Source organism: Kitasatospora sp. NPDC054795 (assembly GCF_053611565.1).
Genome location: NZ_JBSHAP010000001.1, coordinates 91302 through 104718, shown reverse-complemented (window position 1 = coordinate 104718; position 13417 = coordinate 91302). Strand labels below are relative to the sequence as shown.

General features: G+C 73.2%; 12 protein-coding genes. 3 read left to right on the top strand and 9 right to left on the bottom strand.

Annotated elements, in window-relative coordinates:
- Positions 1–46: 46 nt before the first annotated feature.
- The 9 genes from ACWGJO_RS00470 to ACWGJO_RS00430 form a co-directional block, all read right to left on the bottom strand.
- The gene (locus tag ACWGJO_RS00470; RefSeq protein WP_452181443.1) at positions 47–640 is read right to left on the bottom strand and encodes a hypothetical protein; all 594 of its coding nucleotides are present in this window, start codon (positions 638–640) and stop codon (positions 47–49) included.
- A gap of 196 nt (positions 641–836) precedes the next feature.
- On the bottom strand, positions 837–1775 hold the full coding sequence (locus ACWGJO_RS00465) for an ABC transporter substrate-binding protein (RefSeq protein WP_452181442.1): 939 nt from the start codon (positions 1773–1775) through the stop codon (positions 837–839).
- Positions 1776–1820: 45 nt separating this feature from the next.
- Complete coding sequence (locus ACWGJO_RS00460) at positions 1821–2498, bottom strand: ABC transporter permease (RefSeq protein WP_359900468.1); 678 nt, start codon at positions 2496–2498, stop codon at positions 1821–1823.
- Entirely contained in the window at positions 2495–3166 is a 672-nt protein-coding gene (locus tag ACWGJO_RS00455) for an ABC transporter permease (protein ID WP_452181441.1), read from the bottom strand. The genes ACWGJO_RS00460 and ACWGJO_RS00455 overlap by 4 nt, the downstream gene beginning before the upstream one ends.
- Positions 3153–4340 carry an ABC transporter ATP-binding protein gene (locus tag ACWGJO_RS00450; protein WP_452181440.1) on the bottom strand — a complete coding sequence of 396 codons (1188 nt, stop codon included), beginning with the start codon at positions 4338–4340 and terminating at the stop codon, positions 3153–3155. The genes ACWGJO_RS00455 and ACWGJO_RS00450 overlap by 14 nt, the downstream gene beginning before the upstream one ends.
- A 214-nt stretch (positions 4341–4554) precedes the next feature.
- On the bottom strand, positions 4555–4941 hold the full coding sequence (locus tag ACWGJO_RS00445) for a rhodanese-like domain-containing protein (RefSeq protein WP_359900474.1): 387 nt from the start codon (positions 4939–4941) through the stop codon (positions 4555–4557).
- Entirely contained in the window at positions 4935–5612 is a 678-nt protein-coding gene (locus ACWGJO_RS00440) for a cysteine dioxygenase (RefSeq protein WP_452181439.1), read from the bottom strand. Before ACWGJO_RS00440 ends, ACWGJO_RS00445 begins: the two co-directional genes overlap by 7 nt.
- A 196-nt stretch (positions 5613–5808) precedes the next feature.
- Positions 5809–5886 carry a putative leader peptide gene (locus tag ACWGJO_RS00435; RefSeq protein ID WP_107086570.1) on the bottom strand — a complete coding sequence of 26 codons (78 nt, stop codon included), beginning with the start codon at positions 5884–5886 and terminating at the stop codon, positions 5809–5811.
- A 162-nt stretch (positions 5887–6048) separates the two neighbouring features.
- Positions 6049–9324 (bottom strand): hypothetical protein, encoded by a 3276-nt coding sequence (locus tag ACWGJO_RS00430; protein WP_452181438.1) that lies wholly within the window; start codon positions 9322–9324, stop codon positions 6049–6051.
- 432 nt (positions 9325–9756) lie between these two features.
- Here ACWGJO_RS00430 and ACWGJO_RS00425 point away from each other — a divergent pair, with 432 nt between their 5' ends.
- The 3 genes from ACWGJO_RS00425 to ACWGJO_RS00415 all read left to right on the top strand — a co-directional run bounded on the left by ACWGJO_RS00425 (position 9757) and on the right by ACWGJO_RS00415 (position 13275).
- Positions 9757–10599: a nitrilase-related carbon-nitrogen hydrolase gene (locus ACWGJO_RS00425; RefSeq protein WP_359900480.1), complete on the top strand. Its 843-nt coding sequence runs from the start codon at positions 9757–9759 to the stop codon at positions 10597–10599.
- Between the two features lie 11 nt (positions 10600–10610).
- On the top strand, positions 10611–12059 hold the full coding sequence (hydA, locus tag ACWGJO_RS00420) for a dihydropyrimidinase (RefSeq protein ID WP_452181437.1): 1449 nt from the start codon (positions 10611–10613) through the stop codon (positions 12057–12059).
- A 202-nt stretch (positions 12060–12261) separates the two neighbouring features.
- Positions 12262–13275, top strand: coding sequence for a TIGR03842 family LLM class F420-dependent oxidoreductase (locus tag ACWGJO_RS00415; RefSeq protein ID WP_452181436.1), 1014 nt, complete (start codon positions 12262–12264; stop codon positions 13273–13275).
- Positions 13276–13417 lie beyond the last annotated feature (142 nt).

The window sequence follows — 13417 nt, the reverse complement described above, 5'->3', positions numbered from 1 at the left end:
CGTGGACCTGTCGGCCCGGATCGGTGGCTTGGATCAGTGGCCGGAGTCAGCGGGACGGCGGGCAGAGCGTGGAGAGCAGCGCCTCGTTGATCTTCGCGGCGGTGTCCGGGCCGAAGCCCTGCGGGTGGTCGGCGGAGGTGAAGCGCTGGTTGGCCAGGTCGACCAGCTTCTGCTTGTCCTTGGGGAACTGGTACATCGACTGGCACTGGTTGCGCGCCCGGTCCACGGCCTGGTCCGGCTTGCCGCCGACGATCGCCGGGTCGATCGCGTCCAGTGCGGACACCAGTTTGGTCGCCTGGTCGGCGCCCGGCTTGGCGGGCAGTCCGGCGTCGGTGGGCGGGGCGGGCTTGGCCGGTGCGGGGGCTCCCGAGGTGCCGGCGTCGGGGGTGGGAGCGCCGGTCGCGCCGTCGGCCGTGGGGGCGGCCGAGCCGGGCGCGGGAGCCGCGGGTGTGGTGGCGGCGTCGGAGGGCGCGGGGGTCGATGCGGCGGAGGCGGTGGGGGAGCCGGCCGCGGAGGTGGCCTTGTCCGAGCCCGAGCCCGAGCCCGAGCCCGATCCGGAGCTGGAGCCGGAGCTGGAGCAGGCTGCGAGGCTCACCGCGGCGAGTGCCGTGAGGGTGGCGGCGAGGAGACGAGTGCGCATGGCGCCCAGAGTGTCATGTTCGCGGCATAGAAGGGAAGGTGTCTCCGGTGGCTCAAGAGGATCGCCGGAACGGCGGGCGGCGGCCCGGAGGAAACTCCTCCGGGCCGCCGCGTTCACGATCGGCGGGCGTCCACGGGCGTCCACGGGAGTCCGCAGGCATCCACGGGAGTCCGCAGGCGTTCGCGCCGGACCGCCGTCAGCTGAGCCCGTTGGACTTCAGCCAGTCCTTGGCGACCGCCGACGGGTCCTCCTTGTCCACCGAAACGCGCTTCATCAGAGCCACCAGCCCGGCGGTGTCGAGCTTGGCCGACACCGCGTTGAGCGCCGCCGTCGCGGTCGCGTCAACGCCCGCCTTGTAGACCAGCGGGGTGACGTTCTGCGCGCCGAAGATGTTCTTCGGATCGGTCAGCGGGACGAGCTTGTACTGAGCGATCTTCGGGTCGGTGGTGAACACGTTGCCGACCTGGATGTTGCCGTCCTTGAGCGCGTTCGCGGTGGTGTCGGCGGTGGGCTTCCACTCCTTGAAGGTCAGCCCGTAGACGTCCTTGAGCTGCTGCTCGCGACGGTTCTTGAACTCCGGCGGCCCGCCGATGGTGAACTCTCCGACCTTGGCGGCGAGGTCGGCGATGCTCTTGAGGTTGTCCTTGTCGGCCGTCTCCTGGGTGACGCTGAGCGAGTCCTTGTCCTCGGCCGGGGACGATTCGAGGAGGCCCAGCGAGGCGGGCAGCGTCGTGGTGAGTGCCGCGTTCACGTCCTGGGTGGTGGCGGCGGTGGACTTGGGGTCCAGGTAGGCGAGCAGCGAGCCGTTGTACTCCGGCAGGACGGTCAGGTTGCCGCTCTGCAGCTGTCCGTAGAGCACCTCGCGGCTGCCGATGTTGAACTTCTCCTGAACCTTGACGCCCTTGGCCTTGAGCGCCTGCGAGTAGATCGACCCGAGCAGGACGTTCTCCGGGAAGTTCGCCGAGCCGACCACGACCGTCGACCCTGAGCCGCCTGAGCCGCCTGCCGGGGCCGAGGCGCTCGACCCCCCGCCGAGCGGGTCCCCGCCGGAGGATCCGCAGGCGGTGGCGCCGAGGGTGAGCGCGGCGAGGGTGCCGAGGACGACGGCGCGACGGCTTCGGTTGATTGTCGACATGATGACAAATGTCCTTCCGGAACGGGAGGTGAGGGGAGACGGACGTCAGTGGGGCCGCTGCTGGGCGCGCACCCCGGGCGGGAGCGCGAACCGGGCGAGCAGGGCGAAGAACAGCTGGGCGGCGACCGCGAGCAGCACCACCAGCAGCGCGCCGCCCACGGTCACGGCGTACTGGCGGGTCGCCAGCCCGTCGATGACGTAGCGGCCGAGGCCGCCCAGACCGACGTAGGCGGCCACCGTGGCGGTCGCGATCACCTGCACGGTCGCCGTGCGGAAGCCGGCCAGCAGGGTCGGCGCGGCCGAGGGCAGGCAGACCTGCCGCAGCACCTGGGGATGGGTCAGCCCGATGCCGCGGGCGGCGTCCCGGACGTCCGGGTCGGTGCCGCGCACCCCCTCGACGGCGGCCACCAGCAACGGCGGCGCGGCGAGGGCGACCAGCGGGATCAGCACGGCGGTGTCGCCGACCCCGGCGAGCAGCACGGCCAGCGTCACCAGGCCGAGGGTGGGCAGGGCGCGGGCGGCGCCCGCGAACGCGGTCACCACGGTGACGCCGCGCCCGGTATAGCCGATCAACAGCCCGAGCGGGACGGCGAGCAGCGTCGCGCACAGCAGGGCCTCGCCGGAGAGCAGCAGGTGCTCGGCGACCCGGTGCGCGATCGAGTCCGGCCCGCTGAGGTGGTCCGGGGCGGTGAAGAAGTCGCCCAGCCAGTTCAGCCAGTTCACGAGCCGGCTCCCTTCTCCCGGACGGCCCAGGGCGCGAGCAGCCGCCGGGCGGTGACCAGCAGCAGGTCGACGGCCAGTGCCAGGACGGCGATCAGCGCGATGCCGGCCACGATCGGGGTCGGGAAGGTGCGCTGGAAGCCGTCGACGAACAGGTAGCCGAGCCCGCCGCGGCCGACCAGCGCACCCACGCTCGCCAGCGAGATGCTGGACACCGAGGCGACCCGCAGTCCGGCGATCAGGTACGGCACGGCGGCGGGCAGCTCGACCGAGGTCAGCCGGTGCCACGGCCCGTACCCCATCGCGGTCGCGGCCTGCCGGACGGCGTCGGGGACGGCGCGCAGTCCGTCCACGGTGGTCGGCAGCAGCACGGCGAGGGCGTAGAAGGTGAGCGGGATCATCACGGTCGCCTGGGTGGCGAGGCCGGTGTACGGGATCAGCACCACGAACACGGCCAGTGAGGGCAGCGCGTAGACGATGTTGAACACGGCGGACAGCGGCTGGTACAGCCGGGGGTAGCGGGCGCAGGCCAGGCCGAGCGGGACGGCCAGCAGCAGGCCGATGAGCACGGGGACGAGGGCGATCACGGCGTGGTCGGCAAGCAGGTGGCCCAGGTAGCCGAGGTGATCGCCGATCCAGTACCAGCGGACGATCGGTTCATCGTCCACCATCGGCTCCGTCCGTGCCGTCGGTGCCGTCTGTGAGGCCTGTGCCGCCGGTGCCGCCCGTGTCGCTCACGTCGTCCGCGTGGCTCCCGGCGATCGGGGACTTGTCGATGCGGACGGGGGCATCGGCGGCCGGCGAGCCGGAGGCGTCGGGCCGCAGCGCGGCGAGGACGGCCTCGCGGCTCACGGTGCCGGTGACCCGGCCGTCGGCGTCCAGTGCCACGGCGACCCCGGCGGGGGAGAGGACGGCGGCGTCCAGCGCGGTGCGCAGGGTGTCGGTGTCCGGGTGGAAGCCGGCCGTCGGCTGGAGTTCGGCGACGACGGCGTCGCGGTCGATCCAGCCGATCGGGCGGCGCTCGTCGTCCAGGGCCAACTCCCAGCCCCCGTAGCGGAGTCCGTCGCCCACCGGGCGGAGCTCGACGGCCCGGGCGGGGCGCAGGCCGAGGCCGCGCAGGCCCCGGTCTCGTCCGAGGAAGGCGGCCACGCCCTCGTCGGCGGGGGTGGTGAGCAGGGTGTGCGGGTCGGCCAGCTGGGCGATCCGGCCGCGCTCGCGGAGCACCACCACCTGGTCGCCGAGCCGGACGGCCTCCTCGATGTCATGGGTGACGAACAGCACCGTCTTGTGCAGCTCGGACTGGAGCCGCAGCAGCTCCTCCTGGAGCCCGGCCCGCACCACCGGGTCGACCGCGCTGAACGGTTCGTCCATCAGCAGCACCGGCGGGTCGGCGGCCAGCGCCCGCGCCACGCCGACCCGCTGCTGCTGGCCGCCGGACAGCTGGAACGGGTACCGCTTGGCGGTCTCCGGCGCGAGTCCGACCAGTTCGAGCAGTTCGGCGGCGCGGGCGCGGGCCTTCTTGCGGTCCCAGCCGAGCAGGTAGGGGACGGTGGCGATGTTGTCGATCACCTTGCGGTGCGGGAAGAGCCCGGCCTGCTGGATCACGTACCCGATGCCACGGCGCAGCTTGGCGGGTTCCAGCTTCGCGACGTCCGTGTCGTCCAGCAGGACCCGGCCCGAGGTGGGCTCGACCATTCGGTTGACCATGCGCAGCAGGGTGGTCTTTCCGCAGCCGGACGGGCCGACCAGGACGGTTATCCGACCGGTCGGGACCTCCAGGTCCAGGCTCTCGACCGCGACGGTGCCGTCGGGGTGGCGCTTTCCGGCGCCCTCGAATCTGATCACGTGGGAGTTTCCTCGTCAGGGCGCCCCGGGGAGGCGGCGCCTGGGTCGTTCGGTCGTTCGGTCGGGTCGTTCGGTGACGGCGGTTTCAAGCGCCCGGGCGTACTTCCGCCCGCGTGGCTGCCCAGCTTTGGACCGGCGGAAACTCTGATCAGACTATGACCTGCATCATCTCCTGTCCTTGATTTACCGCCCGGCACGCGGTGCGACTGCGACCTCAGCCGCCCTGACGGGTCGGCAGACCGGAGGCCGCCCAGCCCACGAAGCCGCCGTCCAGGTCGGTCGCCCGGTGCAGCCCCAGCTCACGCAGGGAAGCGGCGGCCAGGCTGGAGGCGTAGCCCTCGGAGCAGACCACGATCACCTCGACGTCGTAGCCCGAGGCCTCGGGGATCCGGTGACTGCCCGTCGGATCGAGCCGCCACTCCAGCACATTGCGCTCGATGATCAGCGAGCCGGGGATCTCCCCCTCGGCCGCCCGCTGCGCCGCCGGACGGATGTCCACCAGCAGCGCGCCGTCCAACTGGGCCTGGTAGGCCTCGCGGGCGCGCGGCCGGTGCACGCCCTGCCGGGCTCGCTCCACCAGGTCGTCGATCGTGGTCACCATTGTTCCGGTCCTTCCTCGGAGGTGCGGACGAGCCCGCCGGCCCGCAGGTCGTAGTGCGCCATCGAACTCAGCGGCGGCGAGTAGGCGTGCAGGGTGACGGCAGGGCCGACGGCGGTGTTGCGCACGTCGTGCACGTACTCGGGGCCGAAGGCGCGGGCGGTGCCGGCCGGGATCCGCCGGATCAGCAGGCCCTGCTCAGGGCCGCCGAGGGACAGCTCCTCCAACTCGCCGAGGGCGACGGTGAAGGCGCCGCGCGAGCCGCCGTGGTCGTGGAAGCCGGTGGACTGGCCGGGCAGCCAACTGATCAGCCACACCTCGTGGTCCTCGTCGGCCGCCAGGCGGCGGTACCAGCGCTCCTCGGTGGAGAGGCGGACGTGGTGGATCCACTCGTCGGGCCGCTCGGCCAGCTCGCGGACGATGGTCCGCAGGGTGCTGGGGGTGAGCGGCGCGGGGGTGTCCCCGGCGGGCGGCGGCGGTGGTGGCTCGGGGGCGCTCGCCGGGCTCGCGGAGCCGGTGGCTGTGGTTGTGCCGATGGCGTCGGCGGTGGTGATGCCGACGGTGGTGATGGTACCGGCGATGGCGCCGGCGCCACCGCCGGTGGCGGCGTCGATGTCGGCTTCGGGGCCGATGGCCGGGCGGGTGTGGCGGCTGATGCTCGGGCTCGGGCTCATGGGGCGTCCTCGGGTGCGGCGGGAACGTCGGCGGGAAGCGCCCGGCGTCCGGCGGCGTCGGACGGGCGCGGGCCGACGGAGCGGCTCGGCACGAACGGGTGCGCCGGGGCGGGGCAGGAGTCAGAACTGCGGGTACGGGTGCGCGGCGCGGGACCTGGTGGACGTCACAGGGCGGGACCGGCGGAGGAGAACAAGGTCAACAGGCACAGATGGAACTCGCCTGGCGTCGCAGATCGACGTGCAGGCGGCAGACCAGAGTGGCGCCGGAGTCCATGCGCCGGATCTTTCCCGAGCGAACCGGACGAAGTCAAGCCGGGCCGGCGGCCCGCCGCCGTCCGTTGCCGGTGCCGGGCGGACCCGTCGGCCCCCGGTCGGACCGCCCTTCGAGGACCCCTCGACCGTCCTTCTCGACCGCCCCTCGTCCACTCCTCGGCCTCTACTCCTCGACCCGGTGGCGCGGAACCGGTGGACTCGTGGCGGGCGGCGCCGACGCGGTGTCGCCCGTCGGCTGCGCGGGTACCGGCCCGCCGGCGCCCGGCGCCGGTCCTGCCAGTGCCTGGTCGGCCAGTGCCTGGTCGGCCAGTGCCTGTTCGACCAGGGGCGCGGCCTGCTCGCCCAGGTGGCGGCCGAGTATCTGGTAGGCGTCGAACTGCTGGTGGTCGAACCACTGGTCGCTGGTGCGGTCGTTCGGGAAGGCCCGGTTCGCCATCGCGTAGGCGTGCAGCTCGTACGGCATGTCGGGGGTCAGCACCGCCTGGAGGACGACCAGCCGGCCGTGCCGGACTGCCCCGGGCCCCTCGTCCAGGTCCGGGTAGTGGATGTCCCCGGTGATCACCGCCCGGGCCGAGAGCCGGGCGGACAGCTGTGCCGCGAGCCCGCGCAAGGGTGGCCGACGGATCGCGCGGTCGTTCGTGCGGGCCTTCGCGCCGTCGTCCGCGCCGCCCCCGGCGGGTCGGTCGGTGGGTCGGGCGCACGGCAGGTCGGTCGGCAGGTCGGTCGGCAGGTCGGCGGCGCTGCCGGGGATCAGCAGTTCGGGCTCGTGCAGGGTGATGACGACGCCCAGCTCCTCGCGGGCCAGGGTGATCGCGGCGGCCAGCTTGACGGCGTAGCCCGCGTCCCCGCTGGCGTCGATGCAGACCGCCGTGTCCACCCGGTGCCGCAGCAGCTCGACCAGCCCGAGGTTCTCGTAGTGGCCGCCGTCGGTGGTGAGCAGGAAGCGGTCGTCGGCCGGGAACCGCCCGATCAGCTCCCGCAGTTGGTACGGGAGGCGGCGGACGGCCGGCTGCGCGGGGCGGCGCCAGTCCGGTGGGCCGGACCAGTCCGGGCCGAGCACCGCCGGGTTGGGCAGCCATGTGCCGAGGCGGGCGTTGGTCACCGCGAAGAGCCGCTGGTGGACCCGGGATTCCCGCCCCATCGCGGAGGAGAAGGCCGCGCCGGACACGGCCATCGCCGACTGCACGGTGAGGTCCCGGGCGATGTGCGGACGGGTGCGCCGCTCCAGCAGGTCGGTGCGCGCGTACCCGATGTCCGGACCGCCCACGTAGTCGTACGAGAGTGAGAAGGAGACCGCCGGACGGCCAGGCGGCGTACGAGAGTTGCCCGACAGGTTGGCCGCCGCCGAGAAGATCACCTGGGGGAAGTCGGGGCGCCGGGCGCCGTAGTGGCTCAGCCAGGTCTGCTCCCGGAAGAAGTGGTACGGGCGGGCCACCGACCGGCCGCCCTCGGTGGCGCGCCGGACCGCGAACGCCGAGGCCAGTCGCAGCCGGTAGAACGGGTGCAGGCTCATCCAGGTCTGGTCGAGGTTCAGCCCGACCGCGCCGAGCAGCACCGGCAGCAGCACCTGGACGGAGGTCGGCCAGGCGTAGCCGGTGGCGACAGCCCAGCCGAGGGCCAGCAGCGCACCGGCCGTCAGCGCCAGGAGGGCGGACCACACCACGAGGGTCTGGGGCAGGCCGGCGGCACGACCACCGTGGGGACGGCCCGCGCCGCGGCCGGTACCGCGCTCTGCCGTGCCCGCCGTGCCCGCCGTGCCCGGTGGGGTGGCACCCCGGCCGGGCGACCGGCGGTCGCGCCAGAGTATGCCGAGCAGCAGGGCCAGGTAGCTGAGCGCCACGGTCAGGCCGAGACCCGCGCCGGTCAGCTGCGGCCCGGCTGCCAGCGCCTGCTGCAGCCGCACCGCGCCCCAGGCCAGCTCCGGCACCGCCAGCACCCCGACGGCCAGCAGGGCGGCCAGCCCGAGGAGGCCGAGGCCGGCCCGGCGCAGTGCGCGTGGCAGCAGCGCCTGCCAGCCGAGCGACGGGAAGGCCAGCAGCCAGAGCAGCCAGCACCCGGCGGCCGTGGCCAGCAGCACGCCGAGGGCGGCGAGTGCGGGCACCCGGAACTCCAACGGGCCCGGTACGGCGTCGGTGTGGCGCAGCCCGGCGGCCGCCAGGTGGCTCAGGTCGGTGAGCGGTACGGCCCGGTAGCAGCGGCTGAGTCCGAGGCCGAGCGTCAGGACGGCGGCCAGCAGCAGGGTGAGCGCGGACAGGACGCCACGCAGCAGCGTCCCGAGGGCGACCAGCCACTCGCCGGGGCCGTCGGCGACGTACTTGCCGTGCCGGCGGAGGTGGTCCTCCTCGGGGGAGCCGGGTTCCATCACGGTGTCGGCCGTCAGGCCCGAGACGGCGTGCACCGGACTGCCGGGCGCCGAGTCGCTGAGCGCGAGCTGGAGCGCGCCGACGGTGTAGCCGCCGCCCGAGACGGAGACGAGGTAGCGGGCCCGTTTCAGCCAGGGCCGCAGCGACTGGAGCGCGCCGAGGGTGACGCAGGCCGAGCGGATGCCGCCGCCGGAGGCGCAGAAGCCGAGTTCGGCGGGTTCGCGGCCGGGCGGCACCCGGGCGGCGTCGCGCCAGCGGGCGTGCCGGACCGGGGTGTCCCGGGCGCCCGGCGGGCCGTGGGCGTCCGGAGGCGCGGCGGCGGCGGCCGGTGGGGCGCCGTGCCGGGTGGCGATCGGCCAGGGCGGGACCAGCGCCGGGCGCTCGGGGGAGTCGGTGCCGTGGGCCTTCGCGCCCGCCCGCGCCGGCCGGAGCCCGCGTACGGCGCGGGTGGCGGTCACCACCAGGAGCCCTGCCGCGACCGCCCCGGCGGGCAGGAGCAGCAGCCATTTGACGGTGGCGAGCGCGGTGGCGGCGGCGAAGGGGGTGTCGGAGGAGATGCCGGAGCCGCCCGTGCCGGGGCGGAGGCCGTCGAGCCCCGCGCACAGCAACGCGTCCTCGCCGAGGTCGCAGCAGGCCGCCAGCAGTCCGGCGGCGCCGACCGCGAGCGCCGGCAGCCGTCGGCGTGCCGGTCCGAGCACGTACCCACCGAGCAGTGCAGTGGCGAGCAGCGTCAGCGCGTAGCCGCCGATCAGCCAGCCGTCGGCCCGCAGTGCGGCCAGGTGGTCCGCGACGCGCTCTCCGACCACAGCCTCGGCGGCCGCACGGGACCCGGCCAGTTGGAGGGCGACGTCCGGTACGTGCGGTGCCAGGTGCCGGAACAGCAGCCCGCCGAGGACGACCGGGACCAGTGCGCCGAGGGCGAGCAGCAGGCCGGCCCCGGCGGGCAGCGCGGGCGACCGAGCCGCGGGGCTTCCGCCCGTCGTCGTCGTACCGGCCGGAACCTCGCCTCCCGCCTCGCCTCCCGCCGTGCCTGCTGCTCCCGCAGCTTCCGCCGTTTCCGCCGCGGAATTCCGCACCACCGTCATCGTCACCCCCGCTCGGTCGCCTCGATCCCCCGTGACCGAGCCGTCGAACTCGTATGAAACCAGTGAGGACTGACGGTCCATCGGATCCACAGCGAAGTTCACGCGGGCTCTTACCCGGCCATCGCCATGTGCGCACCCCGGGCGTTCGGTTTCACTCGAACGAGTAAGGAGGTGACTCCTGGGGTAGATCGTCTTTTCATCGCACCCGGGACCGCCCGCGTGTCCGCGCAACAAGATCTCCCCAGACGCGTTTCCGTCAACGTATTGTCAGGCCACCGAGGCCGGGCCTACCGTCTACAGATCGCTTTCTACGCACGTAGACCCTGTGGTTCCCCGAGCGGAACCGCGGGTCAGACCCGCCCCGTCAACCCTCAGACCGCGGGCCCGACCGCACGGCCGGACCGCGGAGTTGCGGAGGTACCCATGTCGCAGATCGTCCGTGCCGCGCTCGTCCAGACCCGCTGGACCGGCGACCAGGAGAGCATGATCGCGCTCCACGAGCGGTACGCCCGCGAGGCCGCCGCCCAGGGCGCGAAGATCATCGGCTTCCAGGAGGTCTTCAACTCCCCGTACTTCTGTCAGGTCCAGGAGGCCGAGCACTACCGCTGGGCCGAGGCCGTTCCCGACGGCCCGACCGTGCGCCGGATGCGGGAACTCGCCCGCGAACTCGGGCTGGTGATGGTCGTCCCGGTCTACGAGGAGGAGCAGCCCGGCGTCTACTACAACACCGCCGCCGTCATCGACGCCGACGGCAGTTACCTCGGCAAGTACCGCAAGCACCACATCCCGCAGGTCAAGGGCTTCTGGGAGAAGTACTACTTCAAGCCCGGCAACCTCGGCTGGCCCGTGTTCGACACCGCCGTCGGCAAGGTCGGTGTGTACATCTGCTACGACCGCCACTTCCCCGAGGGCTGGCGCGCCCTGGGCCTGGCCGGCGCGCAGATCGTCTACAACCCCTCGGCCACCAGCCGCGGCCTGTCCGCCTACCTCTGGCAGCTCGAACAGCCCGCCGCCGCCGTCGCCAACGAGTACTTCGTCGCCGCGATCAACCGCGTCGGCACCGAGGAGTACGGCGACAACGACTTCTACGGCACCTCCTACTTCGTGGACCCGCGCGGCCAGTTCGTCGGCGACGTCGCCTCCGACAAGGAGGAGGAACTCGTCGTCCGCGACCTCGACCTCGGCCTGATCGAGCAGGTCCGCCAGCAGTGGGCGTTCTACCGCGACCGCAGGCCCGACGCCTACGGACCGCTCGCCGAGGCGTGAGGAGCAGCGCGATGACCACCAACGACGTGCGGGCCGCCCGCGACCCGCACCAGCGCACCGTCGTCCGGGGCGGCCTCGTCATCACCGCGACCGAGGAGGTCCACGCCGACGTCCTGATCGAGGGCGAGCGCATCGCCGCCCTCGCCGCCACCGGCAGCTCCGCCGCCGGGGCCTGGACCGCCGACACCGTCATCGACGCCACCGGCCACTACGTCATCCCCGGCGGCGTCGACGCCCACACTCACATGGAACTGCCGTTCGGCGGCACCGCGGCCTCCGACACCTTCGAGACCGGCACCCGGGCCGCCGCCTGGGGCGGCACCACCACCATTGTGGACTTCGCCGTCCAGCCGGTCGGCGGCTCGCTGCGCGAGGGCCTGGACGCCTGGCACGCCAAGGCCGAGGGCAACTGCGCGATCGACTACGCCTTCCACACCATCGTCTCCGACGTCAACGACGCCGTGCTGAAGGAGATGGACGCCCTCGTGGACTCCGGCGAGTCCACGTCCTTCAAGCTCTTCATGGCCTACCCCGGCGTCTTCTACAGCGACGACGGCCGCATCCTGCGCGCCATGCAGCGCGGCGCCGCCAACGGCGGGCTGATCATGATGCACGCGGAGAACGGCATCGCCATCGACGTCCTGGTCGAACAGGCGCTCGCCGCCGGGAGGACCGCCCCCCGCTACCACGGCGAGGTCCGCCGCGAACTGCTGGAGGCGGAGGCCACCCACCGGGCGATCAAGCTCGCCCAGGTGGCCGGCAGCCCGCTCTACGTGGTGCACGTCTCCGCCGCCGCCGCGCTCGCCGAAATCGCCCAGGCCCGGGACACCGGCCTCAACGTCTTCGGCGAGACCTGCCCGCAGTACCTCTTCCTCTCCACCGACAACCTCGCCGAGGAGGGCGCCGACGGCTTCGAGGGCGCCAAGTACGTGTGCAGCACGCCGCTCAGGCCGCGCGAGCACCAGGAGGCGCTCTGGCGCGGGCTGCGCACCAACGACCTCCAGGTGGTCTCCACCGACCACTGCCCGTTCTGCTTCGTCGGCCAGAAGGAGCTGGGCCGGGGCGACTTCTCGAAGATCCCCAACGGCCTGCCCGGCGTCGAGAACCGGATGGACCTGCTCCACCAGGCCGTGGTGGACGGGCACATCAGCCGGCGCCGCTGGGTCGAGATCGCCTGCACCACCCCGGCCCGGATGTTCGGCCTGCACCCGCGCAAGGGCACGATCGCCCCGGGCGCCGACGCCGACCTGGTGGTCTACGACCCCACCGTGGTGCAGACCGTCTCCGCCGCGACCCACCACATGAACGTGGACTACTCGGCCTACGAGGGCCGCCGACTCACCGGCCGGGCACGGACGGTGATGTCGCGCGGCACCGTCGTGCTGGACGACGGCACCTGGCTCGGCCGGGCCGGCCACGGCGCCTTCCTGCGCCGGGACACCTGCCAGTACCTGGTCTGAGCCCTCTCCCGCTTCCCGCCCCTCCCGCCGTGCGGCGTCACCTGGCGCCGCCTGGTCGTTGCAGACCGGGCCGGGCTGCCCGGCCTTCCTGCTCGCCGTCCGACCGCTCGCCGTCTCATCGCTCGCCGTCCGACCGCTGTCCGCCCGCCGCTCCGATCGGGGGCCGGTCGGCGGCGGGCAGAACCCTTACCTGGAGCCCTCCATGGACATCGGCCTCGTCCTTCAGACCGACCCGCCCGCCCGGCTGCTCATCGACCGGATGATCCGCGCCGAGCAGGCCGGTTTCAGCCACGGCTGGACCTTCGACTCCTGCGTGCTCTGGCAGGAGCCCTTCGTCATCTACAGCCGGATCCTCGCCGAGACCGAGCGGATGACCGTCGGCCCGATGGTCACCAACCCCGGAACCCGCACCTGGGAGGTGACCGCCTCCACCTTCGCCACGCTCAACGACATGTACGGCAACCGGACCGTCTGCGGCATCGGCCGCGGCGACTCCGCCATGCGGGTCGCCGGACGGCGCCCCGCCACCCTCGCCCGGCTCTCCGAAGCCATGCACGCCATCAAGGAGTTGGCCGAGGGGCGCACCGCCGAGGTGGACGGCACCGAGATGCACCTGCCGTGGGTTCGCTCCGGCGCGTCGCTGCCGATCTGGATGGGGGCGTACGGTCCGAAGGCACTGAACCTGACGGGCCGTCAGGCCGATGGTTTCATCCTGCAGCTGGCCGATCCGTACCTCACCGAGTTCATGGTCAAGGCGGTGCGGGCCGCCGCCGTCGAGGCCGGCCGGGATCCGGATTCGATCACCGTCTGCGTCGCCGCCCCGGCCTACGTCACCGCCGACGACTCGCCCGAGGCGCTCGCCCATGCCCGGGAGCAGTGCCGCTGGTTCGGCGGGATGGTGGGCAACCACGTGGCCGACCTGGTCAGCCACTACGGCGAGCACTCCGACCTGGTGCCGGAGGCGCTCACCGACTACATCAAGGACCGGCAGGGCTACGACTACAGCCACCACGGGCGGGCCGGGAACCCGGACACGGCCTTCGTCCCGGACGAGATCGTCGACCGCTTCTGCCTGATCGGCCCGGCGGAGGCGCACCGGGCCCGGCTGGTGGAGCTCCGCTCGCTCGGCGTCGACCAGTTCGCCGTCTACGCCATGCACGACGCCATCGAGGCCACCATCGACGCGTACGGGACGGACGTCATCCCGCACCTGTGACGCCGGCCCGCGCAGCCCCGTGTGGCGTCCTGACCGTGCCGCCGATCGTGAACCATCCTGTGTGCCTGTCTGTGAACCCGGCCGTGAACCCGGCCGTGAAGCTGCCCGTGAACCTGTCCGTGAAGCCGACCGTGAGCCTGCT

Excerpts from the sequence above, each read along its gene's own strand:
- ACWGJO_RS00425 (WP_359900480.1), top strand. The coding sequence starts at position 9,757 with ATGTCGCAGATCGTCCGTGCCGCGCTCGTCCAGACCCGCTGGACCGGC.
- ACWGJO_RS00465 (WP_452181442.1), bottom strand. The coding sequence starts at position 1,775 with ATGTCGACAATCAACCGAAGCCGTCGCGCCGTCGTCCTCGGCACCCTC.
- ACWGJO_RS00445 (WP_359900474.1), bottom strand. The coding sequence starts at position 4,941 with ATGGTGACCACGATCGACGACCTGGTGGAGCGAGCCCGGCAGGGCGTG.
- ACWGJO_RS00455 (WP_452181441.1), bottom strand. The coding sequence starts at position 3,166 with ATGGTGGACGATGAACCGATCGTCCGCTGGTACTGGATCGGCGATCAC.
- ACWGJO_RS00440 (WP_452181439.1), bottom strand. The coding sequence starts at position 5,612 with ATGAGCCCGAGCCCGAGCATCAGCCGCCACACCCGCCCGGCCATCGGC.
- ACWGJO_RS00415 (WP_452181436.1), top strand. The coding sequence starts at position 12,262 with ATGGACATCGGCCTCGTCCTTCAGACCGACCCGCCCGCCCGGCTGCTC.
- ACWGJO_RS00435 (WP_107086570.1), bottom strand. The coding sequence starts at position 5,886 with ATGGACTCCGGCGCCACTCTGGTCTGCCGCCTGCACGTCGATCTGCGA.
- hydA (WP_452181437.1), top strand. The coding sequence starts at position 10,611 with ATGACCACCAACGACGTGCGGGCCGCCCGCGACCCGCACCAGCGCACC.
- ACWGJO_RS00470 (WP_452181443.1), bottom strand. The coding sequence starts at position 640 with ATGCGCACTCGTCTCCTCGCCGCCACCCTCACGGCACTCGCCGCGGTG.